This window comes from Caulobacter sp. AVps16, assembly GCF_058681455.1.
In genome coordinates, this window is record NZ_CM178739.1 from 212663 (window position 1) to 232668 (window position 20006).

The 20006-nt window shown below is 66.8% G+C and carries 27 protein-coding genes; 15 read left to right on the forward strand and 12 right to left on the reverse strand.

Going from position 1 to position 20006, the window contains the following annotated elements; translation table 11 throughout:
• Window positions 1-65 precede the first annotated feature (65 nt).
• The gene (gene thiE / locus ACW17U_RS01050) at window positions 66-719 is read right to left on the reverse strand and encodes a thiamine phosphate synthase (protein WP_492054495.1); all 654 of its coding nucleotides are present in this window, start codon (window positions 717-719) and stop codon (window positions 66-68) included.
• Window positions 720-1015: 296 nt separating this feature from the next.
• Here thiE and ACW17U_RS01055 point away from each other — a divergent pair, with 296 nt between their 5' ends.
• Both ACW17U_RS01055 and bfr read left to right on the forward strand, forming a co-directional pair.
• The gene (locus ACW17U_RS01055) at window positions 1016-1201 is read left to right on the forward strand and encodes a (2Fe-2S)-binding protein (protein WP_062149502.1); all 186 of its coding nucleotides are present in this window, start codon (window positions 1016-1018) and stop codon (window positions 1199-1201) included.
• A gap of 138 nt (window positions 1202-1339) precedes the next feature.
• Window positions 1340-1822, forward strand: a complete 483-nt coding sequence (gene bfr / locus ACW17U_RS01060; protein ID WP_062149499.1) for a bacterioferritin — start codon at window positions 1340-1342, stop codon at window positions 1820-1822.
• Window positions 1823-1826: 4 nt separating this feature from the next.
• Here the strand turns inward: bfr and ACW17U_RS01065 are convergent, their stop codons facing one another.
• Window positions 1827-3638, reverse strand: a complete 1812-nt coding sequence (locus tag ACW17U_RS01065) for a methyl-accepting chemotaxis protein (RefSeq protein ID WP_492054496.1) — start codon at window positions 3636-3638, stop codon at window positions 1827-1829.
• A 135-nt stretch (window positions 3639-3773) separates the two neighbouring features.
• On the opposite strand from ACW17U_RS01065, the gene ACW17U_RS01070 reads away from it, so the two are divergent.
• Window positions 3774-4226: a hypothetical protein gene (locus ACW17U_RS01070; RefSeq protein WP_492054497.1), complete on the forward strand. Its 453-nt coding sequence runs from the start codon at window positions 3774-3776 to the stop codon at window positions 4224-4226.
• Between the two features lie 17 nt (window positions 4227-4243).
• On the opposite strand, the gene ACW17U_RS01075 is transcribed toward ACW17U_RS01070, so the two are convergent.
• Window positions 4244-4750, reverse strand: coding sequence for a GNAT family N-acetyltransferase (locus ACW17U_RS01075; RefSeq protein ID WP_492054498.1), 507 nt, complete (start codon window positions 4748-4750; stop codon window positions 4244-4246).
• Window positions 4751-4884: 134 nt separating this feature from the next.
• On the opposite strand from ACW17U_RS01075, the gene ACW17U_RS01080 reads away from it, so the two are divergent.
• A complete protein-coding gene (locus ACW17U_RS01080) occupies window positions 4885-5463 on the forward strand; it encodes a TspO/MBR family protein (protein ID WP_492054499.1) in 579 nt (192 codons plus the stop codon).
• A gap of 118 nt (window positions 5464-5581) precedes the next feature.
• Window positions 5582-6217, forward strand: a complete 636-nt coding sequence (locus ACW17U_RS01085; RefSeq protein WP_492054500.1) for a DUF2799 domain-containing protein — start codon at window positions 5582-5584, stop codon at window positions 6215-6217.
• Window positions 6218-6235: 18 nt separating this feature from the next.
• On the opposite strand, the gene ACW17U_RS01090 is transcribed toward ACW17U_RS01085, so the two are convergent.
• The 6 genes from ACW17U_RS01090 to ACW17U_RS01115 all read right to left on the reverse strand — a co-directional run bounded on the left by ACW17U_RS01090 (window position 6236) and on the right by ACW17U_RS01115 (window position 9748).
• Window positions 6236-6676, reverse strand: a complete 441-nt coding sequence (locus ACW17U_RS01090) for a chemotaxis protein CheE (RefSeq protein ID WP_492054501.1) — start codon at window positions 6674-6676, stop codon at window positions 6236-6238.
• Window positions 6673-7191, reverse strand: a complete 519-nt coding sequence (locus ACW17U_RS01095) for a response regulator (protein ID WP_062149477.1) — start codon at window positions 7189-7191, stop codon at window positions 6673-6675. The genes ACW17U_RS01090 and ACW17U_RS01095 overlap by 4 nt, the downstream gene beginning before the upstream one ends.
• A gap of 125 nt (window positions 7192-7316) precedes the next feature.
• Window positions 7317-7760 (reverse strand): DoxX family protein, encoded by a 444-nt coding sequence (locus tag ACW17U_RS01100; RefSeq protein ID WP_492054502.1) that lies wholly within the window; start codon window positions 7758-7760, stop codon window positions 7317-7319.
• Between the two features lie 2 nt (window positions 7761-7762).
• On the reverse strand, window positions 7763-8524 hold the full coding sequence (locus tag ACW17U_RS01105; protein WP_492054503.1) for an HvfC/BufC family peptide modification chaperone: 762 nt from the start codon (window positions 8522-8524) through the stop codon (window positions 7763-7765).
• Window positions 8517-9347, reverse strand: coding sequence for an MNIO family bufferin maturase (gene bufB, locus ACW17U_RS01110; RefSeq protein WP_492054504.1), 831 nt, complete (start codon window positions 9345-9347; stop codon window positions 8517-8519). Before bufB ends, ACW17U_RS01105 begins: the two co-directional genes overlap by 8 nt.
• Window positions 9348-9463: 116 nt before the next feature.
• Complete coding sequence (locus tag ACW17U_RS01115; protein WP_062149464.1) at window positions 9464-9748, reverse strand: BufA1 family periplasmic bufferin-type metallophore; 285 nt, start codon at window positions 9746-9748, stop codon at window positions 9464-9466.
• Between the two features lie 184 nt (window positions 9749-9932).
• On the opposite strand from ACW17U_RS01115, the gene ACW17U_RS01120 reads away from it, so the two are divergent.
• From ACW17U_RS01120 to ACW17U_RS01130, 3 genes are all read left to right on the forward strand, one after another.
• Window positions 9933-10472, forward strand: coding sequence for a sigma-70 family RNA polymerase sigma factor (locus ACW17U_RS01120; protein WP_062149461.1), 540 nt, complete (start codon window positions 9933-9935; stop codon window positions 10470-10472).
• Window positions 10459-11094, forward strand: coding sequence for an NrsF family protein (locus tag ACW17U_RS01125; protein ID WP_492054506.1), 636 nt, complete (start codon window positions 10459-10461; stop codon window positions 11092-11094). Before ACW17U_RS01120 ends, ACW17U_RS01125 begins: the two co-directional genes overlap by 14 nt.
• A 169-nt stretch (window positions 11095-11263) precedes the next feature.
• A complete protein-coding gene (locus tag ACW17U_RS01130; RefSeq protein WP_492054507.1) occupies window positions 11264-11944 on the forward strand; it encodes an NrsF family protein in 681 nt (226 codons plus the stop codon).
• A gap of 60 nt (window positions 11945-12004) precedes the next feature.
• Here the strand turns inward: ACW17U_RS01130 and fba are convergent, their stop codons facing one another.
• The 3 genes from fba to gap form a co-directional block, all read right to left on the reverse strand.
• On the reverse strand, window positions 12005-13096 hold the full coding sequence (gene fba / locus ACW17U_RS01135) for a class II fructose-bisphosphate aldolase (RefSeq protein WP_492054508.1): 1092 nt from the start codon (window positions 13094-13096) through the stop codon (window positions 12005-12007).
• Between the two features lie 142 nt (window positions 13097-13238).
• Window positions 13239-14429, reverse strand: a complete 1191-nt coding sequence (locus ACW17U_RS01140; RefSeq protein WP_492054509.1) for a phosphoglycerate kinase — start codon at window positions 14427-14429, stop codon at window positions 13239-13241.
• A 176-nt stretch (window positions 14430-14605) separates the two neighbouring features.
• The gene (gene gap / locus ACW17U_RS01145) at window positions 14606-15613 is read right to left on the reverse strand and encodes a type I glyceraldehyde-3-phosphate dehydrogenase (RefSeq protein WP_492054510.1); all 1008 of its coding nucleotides are present in this window, start codon (window positions 15611-15613) and stop codon (window positions 14606-14608) included.
• Between the two features lie 220 nt (window positions 15614-15833).
• On the opposite strand from gap, the gene ACW17U_RS01150 reads away from it, so the two are divergent.
• From ACW17U_RS01150 to ACW17U_RS01180, 7 genes are all read left to right on the forward strand, one after another.
• Window positions 15834-16226 carry a DUF4164 family protein gene (locus tag ACW17U_RS01150; protein WP_492054511.1) on the forward strand — a complete coding sequence of 131 codons (393 nt, stop codon included), beginning with the start codon at window positions 15834-15836 and terminating at the stop codon, window positions 16224-16226.
• Window positions 16214-16552, forward strand: coding sequence for a cell division protein ZapA (locus ACW17U_RS01155; protein WP_062149441.1), 339 nt, complete (start codon window positions 16214-16216; stop codon window positions 16550-16552). The genes ACW17U_RS01150 and ACW17U_RS01155 overlap by 13 nt, the downstream gene beginning before the upstream one ends.
• Before the next feature lie 340 nt (window positions 16553-16892).
• Window positions 16893-17159 (forward strand): hypothetical protein, encoded by a 267-nt coding sequence (locus tag ACW17U_RS01160; RefSeq protein WP_492054512.1) that lies wholly within the window; start codon window positions 16893-16895, stop codon window positions 17157-17159.
• Window positions 17156-17752: a 5-formyltetrahydrofolate cyclo-ligase gene (locus ACW17U_RS01165; protein WP_492054513.1), complete on the forward strand. Its 597-nt coding sequence runs from the start codon at window positions 17156-17158 to the stop codon at window positions 17750-17752. The genes ACW17U_RS01160 and ACW17U_RS01165 overlap by 4 nt, the downstream gene beginning before the upstream one ends.
• Window positions 17753-17783: 31 nt before the next feature.
• A complete protein-coding gene (locus ACW17U_RS01170) occupies window positions 17784-18605 on the forward strand; it encodes a TIGR00282 family metallophosphoesterase (RefSeq protein WP_062149432.1) in 822 nt (273 codons plus the stop codon).
• Between the two features lie 115 nt (window positions 18606-18720).
• Complete coding sequence (locus ACW17U_RS01175) at window positions 18721-19071, forward strand: endonuclease domain-containing protein (RefSeq protein WP_492054514.1); 351 nt, start codon at window positions 18721-18723, stop codon at window positions 19069-19071.
• Window positions 19072-19208: 137 nt separating this feature from the next.
• The gene (locus ACW17U_RS01180) at window positions 19209-19964 is read left to right on the forward strand and encodes a YebC/PmpR family DNA-binding transcriptional regulator (RefSeq protein ID WP_492054515.1); all 756 of its coding nucleotides are present in this window, start codon (window positions 19209-19211) and stop codon (window positions 19962-19964) included.
• Window positions 19965-20006: the final 42 nt, after the last annotated feature.

The following is a 20006-nucleotide window of genomic DNA, read 5'->3' on the forward strand; positions in this document are numbered from 1 at the left end:
TCCCCCCCGGAACCTATGGTTAACAGGGAGGCTATGCCTGTCTGAACGACCTCGCAATAAGGTCGTTAGGCGGGACTACGGGCTGCCAGACCGGCGGCTATGGCGGCGTTCAGGGCGGCCACAGCGGCGGTCGGCCCCTGGGGATGGGCCCAGACCCCGGCCGAGACGGCGAGGAAGTCGGCCCCGGCCGTGGCCAGGCCGGCGGCATTGTCGGCCGTGATCCCGCCGATGGCGACAGAGGGGGTCTCCATCACCTCCTGCCAGATCGACAGGATTTCCGGATCGGCGGTGGTGGGGGCATCCTTGGTGGTGGTCGGGAAGAAGGCTCCGAAGGCCACATAGTCGGCCCCGGCCTCGGCGGCCTCCATCGCGAGGTGGCGGCTGTCATGGCAGGTCACCCCGACCATGCGGTCCTTGCCCACCAGCTTGCGGGCGGCGGCATAGGGGGTGTCGCCCTGGCCCACATGCACGCCGTCGCAGTCGAGGCTGGCGGCGAGGTCCGGGCGGTCATTGAGGATCACCGCCACGTCGCGGGCCCGGGCGATCGGGGCCAGGGCCGCGACCGCCTCGGCGATGGCCGCATCCGAGACGTCCTTCAGCCGGATCTGCAGGGCAGCGACATCGCCGCCGTCGAGGGCCTTGCTCAGCTCAAGGCCAAAGGCGGCCAGATCGGTCAGGGCCGGCGGGGTGATCAGATAGAGGCGGCAATCGAGAGTCATGACGCGGGAATTACGCCAATTCGCGCCGGGGGACGAGAGAACAGATGTTCCCCATTTCAGGGCCGGGCTTTTGCCTTTGACCAAAACCGGTTGTCATCCCGGATCTGTGCCCGGCTTTCGCCGGGCTTGTCCGGAATGACAGCTTTCTCTCTCACGAATCTACAGACGATCGCCCTCTCCACAGGGGGAGGAGGGCCGCGACCCCTTGCCGCTGCTAACCATAATGAGAGTCAGTTGCAAAAGGTCGCGATCTGCTCTAGATGAGAATGACACTCATTCAGCAAGGGCGTGTTTCCGTGTACGTCTGTAACTGCAACGGCATCCGCGAGCGCGAAGTGCGCGCCGCCATCGCTGACGGCGCCAGCCGGCCGGCCGACATCTTCCGCCACAAGGGCTGTCAGGCCCAATGCGCCAAGTGCGTGTGCGAGATGCGCCAGATGATCGACGAAAGCCGTCAGGCCCTGGCCTACGCCGCCGAATAGGGCCGTCCAGGCCGGCAGGGAGCGTGTACCTGTCCGCTACGCCTTTCCATGATAGCGCGAAACACTTGCAGACATTGCGGTTGAAGCGCGCCGCCGCTTGCCGCACGGTTGCCCGGACTTGAACCTCGGAGGTGCGCCATGAAGGGCGATCCTGGCATTATTCGCCTGCTCAATGCGGTGCTCACCAATGAGCTGACCGCCGTGAACCAGTATTTCCTGCATGCGCGGATGTACGACAACTGGGGCTTCAAGCGCCTGGGCAAGATCACCTATGACGAATCGATCGGCGAGATGAAGCACGCCGACAAGCTGATCAACCGGATCCTGTTCCTGGAAGGCCTGCCCAACCTGCAGGACCTGCACAAGCTGAAGATCGGCGAGACGGTGCCCGAATGCCTGGGCAGCGATCTGGCCGTCGAGATCGGCGGCCGCGAGGCCCTGATCCCGGGCATCCTGCTCTGCGAACAGGCCCGCGACTTCGTCAGCCGCGAACTGCTGCGCGAAATCCTCAGCGACACCGAGCACCATATCGATTTCCTCGAAATGCAGCTGGGTCTGGTCAAGTCGCTCGGCGAGCAGAACTATCTGCAGAGCGCCATGGGCGAGCTGCCGGCCGGCTGAGGCTTCAGGCCGCCGAGCGGGCCCGGCTCGCCGGGGTCAGGTTGAACTGTCCCACGAGCTGGGCAAGCCGGCCTGACTCGCTGCGCAGCGAATGGGCCGCAGCCGTGGTCTGCTCGACCATGGCGGCGTTCTGCTGGGTCATTTCGTCCATGCGGTTGACGGCCGTGTTGACCTCATGGAGCCCGGTCGACTGCTCCTGGGCCGAGGTCGAGATTTCGCCCACCAGGGCCGCGATCTGGCCGACGCGCTCGAGGATGTCGGCTAGGGCCGTGCCGGTCTGACCGACGAGGCCGACGCCTTCCTGGACCTTGCTGGAGGCGGTGCCGATCAGGCCCTTGATTTCCTTGGCAGCCTCGGCCGAACGCTGGGCCAGGGCCCGCACCTCCTGGGCGACGACGGCGAAACCGCGACCGGCCTCGCCGGCCCGGGCGGCTTCGACCCCGGCATTGAGGGCCAGCAGATTGGTCTGGAAGGCGATCTCGTCGATGACGCCGATGATCTGGCTGATCTGGGCCGAGGAGGTCTCGATCTCGCCGACCGCGCGCACGGCGGCCCCGACGGCCTGCTCGGTCGACTGGGCCTGGCGGCGGGTGTCGGCGACGATCTCGTTGGCCTTGCGGGCCCCCTCGGCGGTCTGGCGCACGGTGGCGGTGATCTCGTCGAGGGCGGCAGCGGTCTGTTCCAGGCTGGCGGCCTGCTGCTCGGTGCGGCGCGACAGGTCATCGGCGGCCTGGGCGATTTCGGCCGCGCCCGAACCCACCCCACTGGAAGACTCACGGATCTGGCTCAGGGTCTGGGTCAGCTGTTCGGCGGCGGCGTTGAAGTCGCCCCGCAGGCGCTCATATTCCGGTGCGAAGGCGGTCTCGAGCCGATAGGCGACATCGCCGGCCGACAGATGGTCCAGCGCCTGGGCCAGGCTCTGCATGGCGCTTTCGCGACGCTGCTCGGCCGTGAGGCGCTGTTCTTCGCTGGACCGGCGCTCGGACTCGATCGAGCGGCGCTCGGCATCCTGCTCCAGCCGCAGGGCCCGGCGCTCCAGAACGCCTTCGCGGAACACGGCCACCGACTTGGCCATGTCGCCCAGTTCGTCCTGACGGCCGGCATAGGGAACGGCGCGTTCATAGTCGCCTGCCGCAAGATCACCCATATAGCGGGTGATGGCCTGGACCGGGGCCACGACCCTGCGCCGCATCGCCCAGACGCCCCCGCCGATGATCGCCGCCATCAGCACGCAGAGGCCACCCATCAGCGCCAGTTGCTTCACCTGTTCGGCATGGGAGTCGGCCTCGATCCGGAGGTTGTCGGCGGCGATCAGGGGCACGATCTGTTCGATGACAGCTCGGTGCGCTTCGAACGCCTTGGTCAGGCGGGCCTCATGGGCGGTCGCCGCGGCGGCGTCACCGCTCGACAGGGCCTTGACCATGGCGTCAGCCGAGCTCCAGACAATCTGGGCCTGATCGTTCGACTCGCCCAGCAGCACCGACTTCACTTCGGGGTCAAAATCGATTGCACGCCAATAGGCCAAACGGGCGTCATATTCGGCGCGATGCTTGGCCAGTTCCTTGGCCGCGGCCGCGAGATCCGCCGTTCCGCCGGCGGCATAGGTCAGCTTGGCGTCCAGATAGCCGTCAATAATGTAGAGGGGCGGCGGCAGGATATCGGCGGTCAGGTCCTTGCCGGCCACGATCCGGGTGTAGATCGGCCCACCGACACTAACGGTCGCGATCGCGAACCAGGATACCGCCGCCAGAACCAGCAGACCGCCCGCCAGGCTGGCCCCGAACAGGTTCATCGCCCCAGAAAGCCGCAATTGCATAACTTGACGCCCCCACTCTGTTAACCCAATGGACATTGCTGACGTAAGCAAACGGTTAAGGCGTAACTGATTATTGCTCAAATTGAGTAATTCCGGGTTCCAGAAATCTTAACCTTTGAAGTCGCCTGGCGGGTCATGAAACGAAGCTCGACGCCGTTCCTCAATCGCCATCAGCTCAGCCTCGGCGCGGACTATGCGCTGCGTCTGATCCGGATCTTCAGCGATGTGTTCGACGGTGATCTGGGCCTGGCCCTGGTGTTCATCACGGCGGCCCAGGCCGGCACCGAACACCTGCGCGAACGCGACGACTATGTCGATCTGATCACCGACGAGTTCTTTCCCGATGACCTGCGCCGGCCGATCAGCGTCTCGGCCCTGTCCCGGGCCGTAGGCCTGCCGGTGGAGACGACCCGCCGCCATGTGGTCAAGCTGGCCGCGTCCGGCTTTGTGGAGCGCACAGGCTCGGGCGGGGTGCTGGTGACCTCCGCCTGTCTGGCGCGGGACGAGATCCGGGAGGCGGGGCTGCTCAACCAGACCGCCATGGCGGTCCTGGTCAAAAGCCTGAAGCGCACGCCACGCAACCGCTGAAGGGTCTGCGGTCTGGGCTAACCAGGACGGCGCATGAAGGTTCGGGCGGACTCGTCCAGCCCGCGTGCCACATGAGCCAGACGGATGGCCAACAGGCCCGGCGTCAAGTCGGCCTCGGTGATATCGACAAACCCCAGGCGTCGATACCAGGGCGCATTCCACGGAATGTCGCGGAAGGTTGACAGGGTCAGGACCCTCAGCCCGCGTACCCGGGCCTTGTCTGAAGCAGCGTCCAGCAGTCGCGCGCCAAGTCTCTGGCCCGCGAAGGCCGGCAGGACGTCGATCTGCTCGATATAGAGCCCGTCCTCGACCGGCCGGAACATCACGAAAGCGATCGGCACATCGGAGTCCGTGGCGACCAGAAGGCCCTCGGCGTCGATGCGTGCTGCCAGCGTCTCGGCCGATGACGGTTCATCGCCGGCCAGGTCCTCCATCAGGCCGATGAAGCGCTGGGATGAGGCCCGCTCGATGGCGCGCAAGGTTTCGATCTCTTCAGGACGGGCGTCGCGCAGACTGAGTCTCATGGTTCTTGTTCGTCCGGGTGCTCTCGGCGCTGGCAAACGACCCGAAACGCAACCATCTTGCAAATGTCTAGGTCAGGGCGGGAACCAAGCCAGTCCCAGTCGGTTACACCGCCAGCTTAGCGAGGAGTCCGGGCATGACCATCCTGAACGGCAGACACCGCAAACCCTCTACGCGCCCGGGCCGCGAGGCCTTCGAGGTTGAAGCCGAGACCGAGGCCCATCCTGCCGCCCAGATCGCCCTTGGGGCCTTGCTGGCGGGCGGAGCGATCCTGGCGGCCCTCGCCATGGGCCGGCGACATGAGGCGGTCCTGGACGACGCCATGTACGCGGTCGAGTTCGCCGAGATGCACGAACCGGTCGCCCATCAGCCCAAGCCCCTGACCAGCCTGCTCCTGCCGCCCCTGTTCATTGCCATGACCCTGTCCGGCCTGCGCACCTGGAATGCCCCGGCCAGTCCGGCCCGGACGCGGGCCCTGACCCTCTGGAGCCTGACCCAGGGCTTCAATGCCCTGTGGCTGGGCCTGGGGGCCAGGCGGCTGGGAGGCCAGGCCGCTGCGGCGACCGCATCCCTGGCCGCCTCAACGGCCTATGCGGTCGAGGCCAGCAAGGTGGGGGGCGGGACAGGTCCGGACCTGGGCTGGCTGGGCGTGGCCAATGCCCTGTCCGCCCAGATCTGGGGACGCGGCGCCGGACAGGGCCAGACCCTTCACTAGCCCCGCCCTTCGGCATTTCCGCGGTTCCTGCGCGTTCTCTCCGCGCCCGCGAACATGTTCATCGACCATTCAGGCGGCCAAGGCTTAGCTTCAGGCCAGGTTCTGGAGAGTGTCTGTCATGCGTTCGTTTCTGTTGATTTCCCTTGCGGCCAGCAGCCTGGCCCTGGCGGGCTGCGCCACCATCAGCCAGGAGGCCTGCCTGCAGGGCGACTGGGCCGGCCTTGGCTTCAAGGATGGTCAGGCCGGCCATCCGCAAAGCCGTCTCGACGACCATGCCAAGGCCTGCGCCAAGAGCGGCGTGGCTCCTGACCCTGCACCCTATTTCGCCGCCCGGGCCCAGGGCCTGAGGCTCTACTGCACCCCGGAACGCGGCTTTACGGAAGGGCGGCTGGGTCACAGCTATGCCGGGGTCTGCCCCGAGCCGGCGGCCGGCGACTTCGTCGTGGCCTATTCTGACGGCCGCCTGATCCATGAGGCCGAGTCACGGCTGCGGCGAGCGGAATCGGATCGGGCCAGTGCCGACCGCCGCGCGGAAAAGCGCGATCGTGAGGCGCGGGGCGTCGAGGATGAACTGCGTAACCCGGCCCTGAACGACGAGCAGAAGCGCGAACTGCGCGATCGGCTGAACCGCCTGCGCAGCGAGCGCCGTGACGCCATCGAGGACGGTCGCCGGGCCGACTGGGCCATTCGCGATGCGGAGCGTGAGGTCAGCGCCCTCGAACACCGGTTCAGGCCCATCTATCGCGGCTGGTGAGGCCAGGCTCGGCCCGGTTCAGACGGTCGCCGCTCCGGGGCCTCTGGCCTCGCGGGCGGCGATCCTGTCCAGGCCCCGGAGCAGTTCGGTGGCCTGGGCCGAATCGGGATGACTGCGGACCAGGCGCAGGGCCGCGATATGCAGGTCGATCAGGGCCGGCGCTGAGGTTCCGCGTAGCTGGAACAGGCGAACGATATCACAGAGCCGCTTGGCGGCCTGGCCCAGGGCGTCCATCTGGAACATGCCGGCCAGGCCGCCGATACTGTCGGAAAGGCGCGCCAGGGTCTCAAGAGAGGCCTGGTTTCCCCCTTCGACCAGTTCGGCGAGCGCCTGATCGATCACCTTCAGGGCCGAGCTCCGATGGGATTCGAGACTGTCATTGGCCCGGCAGAGGGCTTCTTGCGGGTCCAGCCCGTCCGGCAGGTCAATATAGCGGGTCAGACGGCTCAAGGCGGTCATTGCAGCAGGGCCTGGGCGGCTTGCTGCAGGGGATCGACGGTCTCCGCCGCGTGGCCGGCCTGGCCCGGATTTTCCCCGCCCAGGCTGCGTTCAGTGGCCGGCGACGCGCTCCACAGAATGCGGTCCAGCAGGGTGGCCGGTGAGAAGGGCTTGGCCACCACATAGTCGGCCCCCACCGCCCGGGCCTTCTGGATCAGGTCGCGCGGCGTGTGGCCGGTGACGATGATCACCACCAGCGGCGGATCCGTCGGCTGCTGGCGTCCGCGCAGATCGCGGATCAGGGCCAGGCCCTCCTCGGTCCGCGGAAAGGGATCGACCAGGATCAGGTCGGCTTCGAGGTCCTGGCAGAAGGCATGGCTCTCGCCCAGGCTTGGACAACGGTGCAGTTTCCGGAACCCGAAACTGGACAGCATCAGGCTGGTGACGTCCATGAAACCGGCATTCTCGTCCACGATCAGGACGTTGGCCTCTCCGAAATTGAAGGTCAGTTCCGCGTTCGTCGTCGCAAAGCCCATACTGTCGCTCCCGTTCGCCCAACCGTGTTACTGGACGATGGCGACAGGCAGATAAAACAAGCTTAACGAGAGTTCTCAATCAGAAGGACAACCTGAGGCCTATTGTCGCAGAGCGGGCGTTGCCCTCAGGCAACGCGCAAAAGGCGATCCAGGCTGAACCGACCGCCGCCCTTGGCGAGGATCAGCAGCAAGAGGCCCGCCCATGACAGATGGGTGCTCCAGGCATCGGGATAGACGAAGATCTCGATGATCAGGGTCATGCCCAGAAAGGCCAGGGCCGACAGTCTGGTGAACAGGCCCAGCACCAGCAGGATCGAGAACAGGTGCTCCGAATAGGTCGCCAGATGGGCAGCGATGTCCGACGGGATCAGGGGCAGGGCATATTCGTCGGCGAACAGGGAATAGGTGCCGTCGGTGATGTGCAGCAGGCCGTCGACCTTGGTGCGACCCGAGAGCCAGAACACGCCGGCCACGCCCAGGCGGGCGACCAGGGTCAGGACGTCGTCAGGCAGGACCCTGCCGGCGATCTGGGCCAGCTGGTCGAAAGGCTTCAGAAGGGCGTGGGTCATGGTCAGGTTCCGGTCTTTAGGTCCCTGAAGACGCCGTCGGCGATCAGGGCGGAAAAGAGGGTTTGCAGGTCAGCCTGGGGATCAGCCTCTGCCGCCAGGCCGATGGCCTCGGCCAGGGTCTGGTCCCGCCGGCATGCGGCGAGAAAGGCGCAATCGGCAGGGCCGACGACGCGCCAGATCACGGACCCGTCGCGCCGGTAGACCAGCAGGCCTTCGGGTGTGTCGGAAAGGTCCAGATCCTCGGAGCCCTCGCGAACGGCCTGCCACAGGCTGGGCAGGCCCGCCTCGAAGGCGGCGAAGCGAACGCCGGGATGCAGGGCCACGCGGGCCCCGGCCAGAGCCTCGGGCGAGAGGGTCGCAAAGGCCTGAGCCGAAAGGTGCGGGGCCTCGGCGGCGAACAGGGCCTCGGTCCACAGCCGGTCCAGATGGGCGACGCCGCTCAGATAGGGCAGGTCCTGGGCCGGCGGAAAGCGGTCCAGCCAGGCCGGGAAGGCCTCGCCATAGTCGAGCAGGGCGGCGCGGGCGGGCGGGGCCTCGCGGGCGAACCGGGCGGCGGCGGCGCGAAACCAGTCCTCGCCGACCAGGGCCAGCACCGAGGGGAAATTGGCGGCCAGGGCGTCGACACAGCCCCGGGCGATCGTGTTGCGATAGACCGAAAGGCCCGGCTCGCCGGCGGCCTGGCCCTGCAGCCAAGAGTCCAGATCCGAGGTGGAACCGTTGAGCGCTGCCACGAAGGCGTCCTGAAAGGCCTGCAGCTCAGACATGGGCCGAGGCTCCGGCTTCGAGCAGGCTCTGGGCCCGGTCCCGCTCGGCCATCAGCACGGCGAAGGCAGGCAGGTCGTCATCGCGTTCGATCAGGGTGGGGCGCGGCCCGATCCGGTCGATCAGGCGCTCAAACAGCGTCCACACGGGCTCGGCGACCGGCGCGCCGTGGGTGTCGATCAGCAGGCCCGAACCGCCCTCGTCAGGACCGTGGCCGGCGAGGTGGACCTCACCGATCGCCGCGGCGGGCAGGGCGTCGAGATAGGCTTCGGCCCCGTAGCCGAGGTTGCTGGCACTGACGAAGATGTTGTTGACGTCGACCAGCAGGCCGCAGCCGGTTCGGCTGACCAGGGTTGCGAGGAAATCGGTCTCGTCCAGGTCGTGACCCGTCAGGGGCAGATAGAGCGAGGGGTTTTCGATCAGCACCCTGCGGCCGAGGGCATCCTGCATGCGGCTGATATTGCCGGCGATGCGGGCCAGGGCGACGTGGGTGCGGGGAAAGGGCAGGAGGTCCGGCTGGTGGATGCCGCGGTGGCTCGACCAGGCCAGGTGCTCGGAGACCAAAAAGGGCTCAAAGCGGTCGACCAGTTTCCGCAGGGCGGACAGATGTTCAGGGTCCGGATCGGCATCAGCGGCCAGGGACAGGCCGACGCCATGCAGCGACAGGGGATGGTTCTGGCGGATCTCCGCCAGGGCCGAGAGCCTGGGTCCGCCCGCCGACATGTAGTTTTCCGGATGGACCTCGAACCACAGGCCCTGGTCCGTCGCCGCCAGGGCCTCGGCATAGTGCTGGGGTTTCAGGCCAAGGCCGGCGGCGGGGGTCATGGTGTGTCTCTTGAGGTAGGACGATCGCCTGCCCCCTCCTGACCGCTTCGCTTGTATCTTCCCGGAAAGGGGAGGCGGGTGCCGGCGGGGAGGGGGCAGGTAGCCGGTTTGCCGAATTACATCGTCTTCGGCGTCAGCGAGCCCATGCCCTTGGGAGTCTTGATGGTGGTGCAGGTGCCCTTGGCCACGTGCTTCCAGGCGTCGCCCTGGTAGTCGACCTTGGAGGTGCCGGCGCACGAGGTGCCCGCGCCGGCCTTGCAGTCATTTTCGGCGGCCTTGGACACGCCGTAGCACTTTTCCATGGCGGGCTTCTTGGCGGCCATATCGTCGGCGGCCATGGCAGCGCCGGCCGAGAGGGCGAGAACGGCGGCGAAGGCGGCGGTTGCGGTGGTGCGGTTCATGGGACTGGCTCCTTGAGAGGGTGTCTGTGACCGTCCCTGCTGGTCGGTCATGGGGGAATACGGCCGGCAGCCGGCGAAGGTTACATCGCTCGTCGAACAAAATTTTTCCGACCGTGACGGATGGGTTCCGATGCGTGGGCGGGCCGTGTAACCCTTTGGCCATGGCGCGCGAATAGGGGACTGCGTGACGGACACCGAGACCCGACTGAAGGCTCTGATGCTGCGCGGGCTTGAGGGCGATGCCCCGGCCTATCGCGAGTGTCTGGCCCTGCTGGGCGTTCGTTTGCGCGCCTATTTTGCGCGCCGGATGTCCGGTGCGCCCGGTGATGTGGAGGATCTGGTGCAGGAGACGCTCTTGGCGGTGCACATCAAGCGGGCGACCTGGGACAGCTCCCAGTCGTTCACCGCCTGGGCGCATGCCGTGGCGCGCTACAAGCTGATCGACCACTGGCGGCGTCGCAAGATCCGCCACACCCTGCCGCTGGAAGACCACACCGAATTTCTGGCCGCTGAAGAGCATGACCCGGGTGTCGGGCTGGAGCTCGATCGCGCCCTGGCCAGCCTCCCCGACCGCCAGCGTATTCTGGTCAGCGACGTCAAGCTGGCCGGCCTGAGCCTGGCCGAGGCCGGTGCGCGGGCGGGTATTTCCGAGGGCGCGGCCAAGGTCGCCCTGCATCGGGCCCTGAAGGCTCTCGCCGAAAGGATGCGCCATGCGGACCGATGACCTGATCGACGCCCTGGCCGCCGATGCCGGACCGCCGCCCGGCGCTCCGCCGGCGGGACGTTTCGGCCTGCTGGCAGGCCTTGGCGCGCTTCTGGCCCTCTTTGGCGTCCTGGCCTGGCTGAAGGTCCGTCCGGACCTGATGCAGGTCATGCATGGCAGCTTCTTCTGGCTGAAGGCGGGTTACACCGGCGCTCTGGGCCTGGCCGGGTTCCTGGCGGTCGAGCGCCTGGCGCGGCCGACCGGATCGCCCCGCCGGGGCTTGCTGCTGGGCCTGATCGTCCTGATCGCCTTCGGACTGGCGGCGCTGGTCCAGGCCGGGCTGGCGGAGGATCCGATGGCCCTGATGCGCGGCAGGTCCTGGACCCGCTGTTCCCTGAACATCCTGGTGCTGGGCGCGCCGACCACCCTGCTGGGCCTCTGGGTCCTGCGCGGCCTGGCCCCGACCCGGGCCCTTGAGGCCGGTTTCGCGACCGGAGCCCTGGCCGGCGGCGTCGCGGCAACGGTCTATGGCCTGCATTGCGCCGAAAGCACCTTTGTCTTTGTCGGGCTCTGGTACAGCCTGGGTGTGCTGGGCTGCGCGGTCCTTGGTGCGGTAATCGGGCGCTGGATGCTGCGCTGGTAAGCAGGGGTGCGACCTCGTCCGGTTCCCTGATCCCGTCCGGTTGCGGTTCCCAGAACAGCGGTTGACAACCGCGGGAGCAGCTCATCAAGTGATGAGGCCTCTCCGCGCGAAAGACGCAGGCGTGGCTTTCAGAGCCGGTCTTGACGCCTTGTGGGGAGGGTCGCCCGTAATGCTAGACGACCTCCTCATCCCCGGGGTCGAGACGCTGCAGGTCACCCCTGCATGGTCGACGGGGACGCTTCATCTTCGGCTTCTGGAAGTCGGTGCGGCCGGGGCCCTGGCGGCCCTTCTGCTGGTGATGTTCTGGCTGAAGCTGCGGCCGGATTTCTTGGTTGCGATCGCTCAGCCGTTCTTCTGGATCAAGGCGCTCTACACGGTGGTGCTCTCGGCCATCGCCCTTGTGGCCGCGACCGCTGCGGCCCGACCGGGTGCGTCGCTGTGGCCAGCCTGGCTGACGGGCGGCGTCGTGCTCGGGGCCATGGCCCTGTCGGCCGCTCTGGAAGCTCCCGGCCTGGGCAGGGTGATGATGGTCCACATCTTAGATCCGACCGGAGCGCGAAATTGCCTGACCTATGTCGTCGTCCTTGCGGCTCCCATGCTGCTGGTGGCCGGGGTAGGGCTAAGGCGGGTCGAGCTGGATCGGCCCGGCCTGACGGGGCTGTTCGTCGGCCTGTTCTGCGGGGCGGTATCGGCCAGCATCTATGGCGTTCACTGCCAGGACTCGACCTTCCTGTTTGTCGCCCTCTGGTTCAGCCTCGGCGTGGCCCTGTGCGGCGCGATCGGGGCGGTCGGGCTCAAGCTGATCCACACAAGCCGGCAGACGGATCCCCTGCTCGCCGATCCCGCCTGAACAAAAAAGGCCCCCCGGGATCGCTCCGGGAGGCCTCGTTTCTGCGACTGACCGGTCGCCCTATTCGGCGGCGACCTTGCCGCTCGAGGCGCCGAACTTGGCGTGCAGTTCGCCCGAGGCATAGCGCCTGGCCATGGTCGCGGTCGACAGCGCCTTGATCTTGTCGGCGTGGCCGGCCGAGCCAAACTCGACGAAGCGGGCCTGACAGACCTTGCGCATGGCTTCCTTGGCCGGCTTCAGATAGGCGCGCGGATCGAACTCGCCGGGCTTCTCGGCGAGGATCTTGCGGATCGCGCCGGTCATGGCCATCCGGTTGTCGGTATCGACATTGATCTTTCGGACGCCGTGCTTGATGCCGCGCTGGATCTCTTCGACCGGCACGCCCCAGGTCTGGGGCATCTCGCCGCCGTACTGGTTGATGATGTCCTGCAGGTCCTGCGGCACCGAGCTGGATCCGTGCATCACCAGGTGGGTGTTGGGCAGGCGGCGGTGGATTTCCTCGATCACGTTCATGGCCAGGACGTCGCCGTCCGGCTTGCGCGTGAACTTGTAGGCACCGTGGCTGGTGCCCATGGCGATGGCCAGGGCGTCGACGCCGGTCTGGCCGACGAAGTCGACCGCCTGGTCGGGATCGGTCAGCAGCTCATCGTGGCTCAGCACGCCCTCGAAGCCGTGGCCGTCTTCGGCCTCTCCCATGCCGCTCTCGAGCGACCCGAGCACGCCCAGTTCGCCCTCGACCGACACGCCGCAGCTGTGGGCCATCTGGACCACCTTGCGGGTGACCTCGACATTGTACTCGTAGGAGGCCGGGGTCTTGGCGTCTTCCATCAGCGAGCCGTCCATCATCACCGAGGTGAAGCCGTACTGGATCGCCGTGGCGCAGGTCGCCGGGCCGTTGCCGTGGTCCTGGTGCATGCACACCGGAATATGGGGATAGATCTCGGCCAGGGCGTCGATCATGCGGGCCAGCATGATGTCGTTGGCATAGGACCGCGCGCCGCGCGAAGCCTGGATGATGACCGGCGAGTTGACGGCGTCGGCCGCCTCCATGATCGCCAGACCCTGTTCCATATTGTTGATATTGAAGGCCGGCAGCCCGTACTCATGCTCCGCCGCATGGTCCAGCAACTGCCTAAGCGTGATCCTCGCCACGTGATATCTCTCCTGCAAGCTTGAAAGGTTTTTGGTCGTTTCTTGTTTTTGGGGCCGTGACGCTTTTGCGTTCTCTGCCCGGGTCGTCCGGTCGTAAGCGCAGGCCCCTCGCGGTAGCCTGCGCCGATAGAAATCTGGAACCCTAGGTGTTCAAAGCCGAGACACCGGGCAGGTCCTTGCCCTCCATCCACTCAAGAAATGCGCCGCCGGCAGTCGAGACGAAGGTCATATCGCCCACGACACCGGCGTGATTCAGCGCCGACACCGTATCACCGCCGCCGGCCACGGCCACGATCTTACCCGATTTTGCCAGCTGAGCGGCATGTTTCGCCGCCGCAACGGTCGCTTCGTCGAACGGCGGCACCTCGAACACGCCCAGCGGGCCGTTCCAGATCAGGGTCTTGCTGGCATCCATGGCCGCCAGCAGGCGCTTGGCGGTCTCAGGGCCGGCGTCGAGGATCAGGTCATCGGGCTGCACATCGGAAAGGCTGCGGGTCTCGGCGTCGACGCCCGGGGCGACCTTCTTGGCCACCACCACGTCGACCGGCAACAGCAGTTCGCAGCCGGCGGCCTTGGCCTTTTCGATGATCTGGCGGGCGGTGTCAGCCAGGTCCTTCTCGCAGAGCGAGCCGCCGACATCGTGGCCCTGGGCAAAGAGGAAGGTGTTGGCCATGCCGCCGCCGATGGCCAGGCGGTCCAGCTTGGCGACCAGGTTGTTGAGCAGGTCGAGCTTGGTCGAGACCTTGGAGCCGCCGACAATGCCGATCACCGGCTTCTGCGGATTGCCGAGGGCCGAGTCCAGCGCCTCCAGTTCGCGCTGCATGGCCAGGCCCGGATAGGCCGGCAGGGCGCGGGCCAGGGCTTCGGTCGAGGCATGGGCGCGATGGGCGGCGCTGAAGGCGTCATTAACATAGACGTCGCCCAGCTTGGCGAGTTCGGCGGCAAAGGCCGGATCGTTCTTTTCCTCGCCCGCGTGGAAGCGGACATTTTCCAGCAGGGTGACGCCGCCGGCCGGCAGGGCGGCGATGGCGTCAGCGGCCGCGTCGCCGATGCAGTCAGCCGCGAAGGTCACCGGGGCGCCCAGCAGGGCGGCCAGGGGCTCGGCCACGAAGCCCAGGCTCATCTCGGGAACCACCTTGCCCTTGGGCCGGTCGAAGTGGGCCAGCAGCGCCACCTTGGCACCCTTGCCGGTCAGGTACTGGATGGTCGGCAGGGCCGAGCGCAGGCGGGTGTCATCGGTGATCTTGCCGCCCTCGACGGGCACGTTGAAGTCCACGCGGACCAGGGCGGTCTTGCCGGCGAGATCGGCGGTGTCGAGGGTGCGGAAGGGCATTGGAGTCCTGACGTCGGTGCTGGGATCCTCGTCCTTCGACAGGCTCAGGATGAGGATCCTGGAGCAGGCGGTACACTAGCCCTCATCCTGAGCCTGTCGAAGGACGAGGGCGGACCCGCCGGAGCGAGCCAAGCAAAACCCCCGCCCCTCGGAGAGGGACGGGGGTCTGGCAGGTCTTAGAGGAACTTCGCCATCACGAGCGCAGTGTCGCTCATGCGGGTCGCGAAACCCCATTCGTTGTCGTACCAGCTGAGCACGCGGCCCAGCTTGCCTTCGATCACCTGGGTCTGGGCCAGGGCTGCCGTCGAGCTTTCGGCGATGTGGTTGAAGTCGGTCGAGACCAGGGCCTCGTCGGTGACGCCCAGCACGCCCTTCAGCGGACCGGCGGCGGCGGCCTTCAGGGCGCTGTTCAGCTCTTCGACGGTGGTGTCGCGCGAGGGCACGAACTTCAGGTCGACAACCGAGACATTGGGGGTCGGGACGCGGATCGACGAGCCGTCCAGCTTGCCCTTCAGGGCCGGCAGGACCAGCCCCAGGGCCTTGGCGGCGCCGGTCGAGGTCGGGATCATCGACAGGGCGGCGGCCCGGCCGCGATACAGATCCTTGTGCATCGTATCCAGGGTCGGCTGGTCGCCGGTGTAGGAGTGGATGGTGGTCATGTAGCCGCGCTCGATGCCGACCAGGTCGTGGATGACCTTGGCGATCGGAGCCAGGCAGTTGGTGGTGCACGAGCCGTTGGAGACCACCAGGTCGGCGGCGCTCAGCACGTTGTCATTGACCTTGTAGACGATGGTCTGGTCGGCGCCGTCGCAGGGGGCGCTGACCAGCACGCGCTTGGCGCCGGCGGTCAGGTGGGCGCTGGCCTTTTCCTTGGTGGTGAAGAGGCCGGTGCACTCGAAGGCGATGTCGACCTTCAGCTCGGCGTGGGGCAGTTCGGCCGGGTTGCGGATCGCGGTGACCTTGATCTTGCCGGTGCCGACATCGATCCAGTCCTCGCCCGAGGTGACGACGCCCGGGAACCGGCCGTGCACGCTGTCGTAGCGCAGCAGGTGGGCGTTGGTCTCGACCGGGCCCAGATCGTTGATCGCCACGACTTCGATGTCGGTGCGGCCGTGCTCGACGATGGAGCGCAGGACAAGGCGGCCGATACGGCCGAAGCCGTTGATGGCGACGCGAAGAGCCATGGGGATCTTTCTCCTAACGATCGGACGCGAGCCAGAGGCGACCAGCGTTCCTTGAATTTGCAGCGCGTTTTGCGGGCGCACGCCGGGAAGTCAAGTCCGGTGCCGGTAACAACGCATGACGGATTACGGCCAAGGGCGATTTCATCACCCTAATGTCGCCGCAGCGGGTGGCGAAGATGGTGCTGATCTATATGTTGCACCGCATGATTGGAACCCGCCGATGACCCTGGGCGAAACGAGCGCCCTCGACCTGGCCGTGCGCCGACTGGAGCGGGCCGTGGTCCAGCTCGAGCAGCGGCTGGCCGCGCGTACCTCCCGGACGGCAGCCGACATGGCCGTTGCGCCGATCGACTCCGAGGCCGCGCGCCTGAAGGCCGAGCTGGATGCCGCGCGCGAACGCGAGCGGGCCCTCGAGGACGCCGGGGCCCAGGCCTCGATCGCCCTGGGCCGCGCCATTGCGGAAATCCGGGCGGCGCTCGGCGATGAGGGGCGCGTTGCGGGACCGGTCAATGACGACCATCTCGATGCCGACATCGAGCCGGGCTTTGTGACCCGCCGCGAGGCCGACGAGCTGTTCGACGAGCCCGAGGAGGCCAACTCATGGCCCAACTGACCATCCAGGTGAACGGTCGTCCCTATACGGTCGGTTGCGAGGACGGCCAGGAGCCGCACCTGCTGGAGATCGCCCGCCTGTTCGATCGACAGGTGCGGCAGGTCAGCCAGGATGTCGGCCAACTGGGCGAGACCCGGCTGTTCCTGATGGGGGCCCTGCTGCTGGCCGATGAGCTCAGCGACCTGAAGTTGCGCCTGGCCCATGCCCAGAGCGAACTGTCGCGCCTGCAGACCGAGCAGAACCGCGAAGCCAGCCGCATCGAAATCGCCGCCATCCGCGCCATTGACGCCGCAGCCGAGCGCATCGAGAAGCTGGCGGCGGAGTAACTCGCCCCCTCCTGACCGCTTCGCGGTCGTCCTCCCCCGTAGGGGAAAGATGAAGCACGCTGATCTCATCTTCCCCCTACGGGGGAGGAGCGCCGAAGGCGCGGAGGGGGCAAGTTCGCACTATTCGCCCTCCGCGACACCGCAACGCTGGCGCCTGGCTCACTGAACGCCTATCTTCATTGACGGCGGGTCTGCTGTGGCCCTCGTCGAAGATTTCTATTCCCAGGGACCTTAATCTCTCTATCGGGACCTGTTCCCTCCCGTGGCCGTGGCTGCGGGAACACGGGGCCCACCTGTAACTAACAGGTTCGAGTGGATTGAAACGTCTTCACGGTTCTTCATGGCGCCGCCACCCCGTTCCCTGCTCGCCGAGGCGATCATGAAATCCGGCTGGTTTGGACCCAAGCCCTTCGGGGGCGGCCCGCGCCCGACCGGATGGCAGGGCTGGTTGGTCACCGTCCTGTTTTTCATCGCGATGATCGGCACGGCCCGGATCGCCGATGATCTGCGGCTTTGGGTGCAGTGCGCCCTGATCCTGCTTCTGCTCGGGGTGGTCTGGCTGACCTATCGGGCGTCTGATCCGTCTGATCCGTCTGATCCGTCTTGAGCCTCGCTGATCCCGCCTCTGCCAAGGCCGCCCTGCGGATGTTTGTCCGGACCCGGCGCAAGATCCTGGCCCGGGAGCTCCCCCAGGCCGCCTGGATGGCTGCCGAGGTCGGGCGCGCGCCCCTGGCCGCCCGCTTTCCACAGGCCGGCGGCCAGGTCGCTGCGCTCTATCAGGGCCTGGGCTCGGAGCTCTCGACCCATGCCCTGGCCGACAGTCTGGCCGAAGCCGGCTGGACCCTGGCCCTGCCCTCGGTCGAGGGCGAGGCCGGTCGCATGGTCTTCCGGATCTGGGACCGGGCCCGGCCTCTGGTTCGCGACACGATCGGGCTGCAGGCCCCGGGCCGCGATCAGGCGGTGGTCGAGCCGGACCTCGTTGTCGTGCCGTTGCTGGCCTTTGACCGCCAGGGACGGCGGCTGGGACAGGGCGGCGGCTATTATGATCGGGCGCTGGAGGGCCTGAAGGCGCGGCGCGATGTGTTCGCCCTGGGCCTGGCCTATAGCGGCCAGGAGACGGCGAATTTGCCGCATGAACCCCATGATCAAGCGCTGGACGCCATTCTCACGGAAAAGGAGTATATCGCCGTGAAAGTCTGAGGCTCACGCAGAGCCGCACCAAGGAATCTCTATGCGTTTTGCTTTCTTCGGCGATGTCGTCGGCAAGTCGGGCCGCGACGGTCTGGCCGATCATCTGCCCGCCCTGCGACGTGACCTCGACCTCGAGTTCGTGATCATCAATGCCGAGAACGCCGCCGCCGGCTTCGGCATCACCGAGAACACCGCCCGCGAGCTGTTCGAGGCCGGGGCCGACTGCCTGACCCTGGGCAATCACAGCTGGGACCAGCGCGAGGCCCTGACCTACATCGTCCGCGAACCCCGGCTGATCCGGCCTGCCAACTATCCGATCCTGTCAGACGCGCCCGGACGGGGCAGTCACCTGTTCCAGACCGAGCGTGGCCGCACCATCATGGTCATCAACCTCCTGGGCCGCGTCCACATGGACGCCATGGACGATCCCTTCGCCGCCGCCGACCGCGAGCTGGACAAGGCCCCGCTGGGCCAGGTGGCCGATGCGGTGGTGGTCGACATGCACTGCGAGGCCACCTCCGAGAAGATGGCCATGGGCCACTATTGCGACGGCCGCGCCTCGCTGGTGGTCGGCACCCATACCCATGTGCCGACCGCCGACGCCCAGATCCTGCCGGGCGGCACCGCCTACCAGACCGATGCCGGGGCCTGCGCCGACTACGACAGCGTGATCGGCAATCAGAAGGAAGAGCCCCTGCGGCGCTTCACCACCAAGATCAGCGGCGGCCGCTATACGCCCGCCTCGGGTCCGGCCACGGTCTGCGGCGTCTTCGTCGAGACCGATGACCGCACCGGCCTGGCCCTCCGCGTCGAACCGATCCGGGTGGGCGGTCGGCTGAAGGCGACGGTGCCCACCGTATAAAATCCTCTCCCAGAGGGAGAGGAGGGACCCGCCGCGAAGCGGTGGGAGGTGAGGGGTTACGGCGCCAACAGCGAAACGCGCGTTTCTGGCATTGATGCGCGTGGAAGTTGATTTCATGACCGCGCTCATGGATCCCGTCAGTAACGCCCGTCGCCTCCGCCGCAGCCAGACTCTCGCGGAGTCCAAGCTCTGGGCTATCGTTCGAGGCCGCCGCCTGAACGGCTTCAAGTTCCGTCGCCAGGTTCCGGTTGATCGCTACTTCGCGGACTTCCTGTGTCGCGAGGCGAGCCTGATCGTGGAGTTGGATGGCGCATCGCACGAGGAGCGGGTCGTGCACGATGCTCTGCGGACCGTGGTGCTCGAACGCTGCGGCTTCCGCGTTCTGCGCTTCGACAACGAGCTTGTCCTGACCGACCCCGGCGGGGTTGCCGACGCCATCTGCGCGACACTCCGGCTGAAAGCGTAACCCCTCACCTCCCATGGCTTCGCCATGGGCCCCTCCTCTCCCTCTGGGAGAGGTCCTAGATTTGAGTGACAAAACCCCGCTGCAGGGGCTAGAAGCGCGCCCAAACTCCATCATCAGACCAGAGATAGAGCCCCCGAATGGCCGGCCACTCGAAATTCAAGAATATCATGCACCGCAAGGGCCGCGCCGATGCTGCGCGCTCCAAGCTGTTCTCCAAGCTGTCGCGGGAAATTACCGTGGCCGCCAAGGCGGGCCTGCCTGACCCGAACATGAACCCGCGCCTGCGCCTGGCCGTGAACAACGCCAAGGCCGAAAGCCTGCCCAAGGACGTCATCGACCGCGCGATCAAGAAGTCGCAGATGGGCGATGCCGCCGACTATACCGAGATCCGCTACGAAGGCGTCGCCGCCGGCGGCGTGGGCATCATCGTCGAGGTGCTGACCGACAACCGCAACCGCGCCGCCGCCAATGTCCGTTCCTACTTCACCAAGCTGGGCGGCAATATGGGGGCCACCGGCTCGGTGACCTTCAACTTCGACCATGTCGGCCAGATCGGCTATCCGGCCAAGGCCGCCAGCGAAGACGCCATGATGGAAGCCGCCATCGAGGCCGGCGCCGATGACGTCGAGTCGGACATGGACGAGGAGGGCGAAGGCCATACCGTCTATACCGCCTTCGAAAGCCTCAATGAGGTGGCCGCCGCCCTGGAAGCCCGGTTCGGCGCGGCCTCCAACACCAAGATCGCCTGGCGTCCCAAGATGCAGGTTCCGGTGGCCGGCGACAGTGTCGCCACCCTGATGAAGCTGCTGGACATGCTCAACGACGATGATGACGTCCAGAACGTCTATTCGAACGAAGAGATCAGCGACGAAGACCTGGCCAAGCTGGGCTAGAAACCCTCACGCCTAGATGGCCCCCTCCAACCGGGGCAATCG

Excerpts from the sequence above, each read along its gene's own strand:
- thiE (WP_492054495.1), bottom strand. The coding sequence starts at position 719 with ATGACTCTCGATTGCCGCCTCTATCTGATCACCCCGCCGGCCCTGACC.
- bfr (WP_062149499.1), top strand. The coding sequence starts at position 1,340 with ATGAAGGGCGATCCTGGCATTATTCGCCTGCTCAATGCGGTGCTCACC.
- ACW17U_RS01065 (WP_492054496.1), bottom strand. The coding sequence starts at position 3,638 with ATGCAATTGCGGCTTTCTGGGGCGATGAACCTGTTCGGGGCCAGCCTG.
- ACW17U_RS01070 (WP_492054497.1), top strand. The coding sequence starts at position 3,774 with ATGAAACGAAGCTCGACGCCGTTCCTCAATCGCCATCAGCTCAGCCTC.
- ACW17U_RS01075 (WP_492054498.1), bottom strand. The coding sequence starts at position 4,750 with ATGAGACTCAGTCTGCGCGACGCCCGTCCTGAAGAGATCGAAACCTTG.
- ACW17U_RS01080 (WP_492054499.1), top strand. The coding sequence starts at position 4,885 with ATGACCATCCTGAACGGCAGACACCGCAAACCCTCTACGCGCCCGGGC.
- ACW17U_RS01085 (WP_492054500.1), top strand. The coding sequence starts at position 5,582 with ATGCGTTCGTTTCTGTTGATTTCCCTTGCGGCCAGCAGCCTGGCCCTG.
- ACW17U_RS01090 (WP_492054501.1), bottom strand. The coding sequence starts at position 6,676 with ATGACCGCCTTGAGCCGTCTGACCCGCTATATTGACCTGCCGGACGGG.
- ACW17U_RS01095 (WP_062149477.1), bottom strand. The coding sequence starts at position 7,191 with ATGGGCTTTGCGACGACGAACGCGGAACTGACCTTCAATTTCGGAGAG.
- ACW17U_RS01100 (WP_492054502.1), bottom strand. The coding sequence starts at position 7,760 with ATGACCCACGCCCTTCTGAAGCCTTTCGACCAGCTGGCCCAGATCGCC.
- ACW17U_RS01105 (WP_492054503.1), bottom strand. The coding sequence starts at position 8,524 with ATGTCTGAGCTGCAGGCCTTTCAGGACGCCTTCGTGGCAGCGCTCAAC.
- bufB (WP_492054504.1), bottom strand. The coding sequence starts at position 9,347 with ATGACCCCCGCCGCCGGCCTTGGCCTGAAACCCCAGCACTATGCCGAG.
- ACW17U_RS01115 (WP_062149464.1), bottom strand. The coding sequence starts at position 9,748 with ATGAACCGCACCACCGCAACCGCCGCCTTCGCCGCCGTTCTCGCCCTC.
- ACW17U_RS01125 (WP_492054506.1), top strand. The coding sequence starts at position 10,459 with ATGCGGACCGATGACCTGATCGACGCCCTGGCCGCCGATGCCGGACCG.
- ACW17U_RS01130 (WP_492054507.1), top strand. The coding sequence starts at position 11,264 with ATGCTAGACGACCTCCTCATCCCCGGGGTCGAGACGCTGCAGGTCACC.
- ACW17U_RS01140 (WP_492054509.1), bottom strand. The coding sequence starts at position 14,429 with ATGCCCTTCCGCACCCTCGACACCGCCGATCTCGCCGGCAAGACCGCC.
- gap (WP_492054510.1), bottom strand. The coding sequence starts at position 15,613 with ATGGCTCTTCGCGTCGCCATCAACGGCTTCGGCCGTATCGGCCGCCTT.
- ACW17U_RS01150 (WP_492054511.1), top strand. The coding sequence starts at position 15,834 with ATGACCCTGGGCGAAACGAGCGCCCTCGACCTGGCCGTGCGCCGACTG.
- ACW17U_RS01155 (WP_062149441.1), top strand. The coding sequence starts at position 16,214 with ATGGCCCAACTGACCATCCAGGTGAACGGTCGTCCCTATACGGTCGGT.
- ACW17U_RS01160 (WP_492054512.1), top strand. The coding sequence starts at position 16,893 with ATGGCGCCGCCACCCCGTTCCCTGCTCGCCGAGGCGATCATGAAATCC.
- ACW17U_RS01170 (WP_062149432.1), top strand. The coding sequence starts at position 17,784 with ATGCGTTTTGCTTTCTTCGGCGATGTCGTCGGCAAGTCGGGCCGCGAC.
- ACW17U_RS01175 (WP_492054514.1), top strand. The coding sequence starts at position 18,721 with ATGACCGCGCTCATGGATCCCGTCAGTAACGCCCGTCGCCTCCGCCGC.
- ACW17U_RS01180 (WP_492054515.1), top strand. The coding sequence starts at position 19,209 with ATGGCCGGCCACTCGAAATTCAAGAATATCATGCACCGCAAGGGCCGC.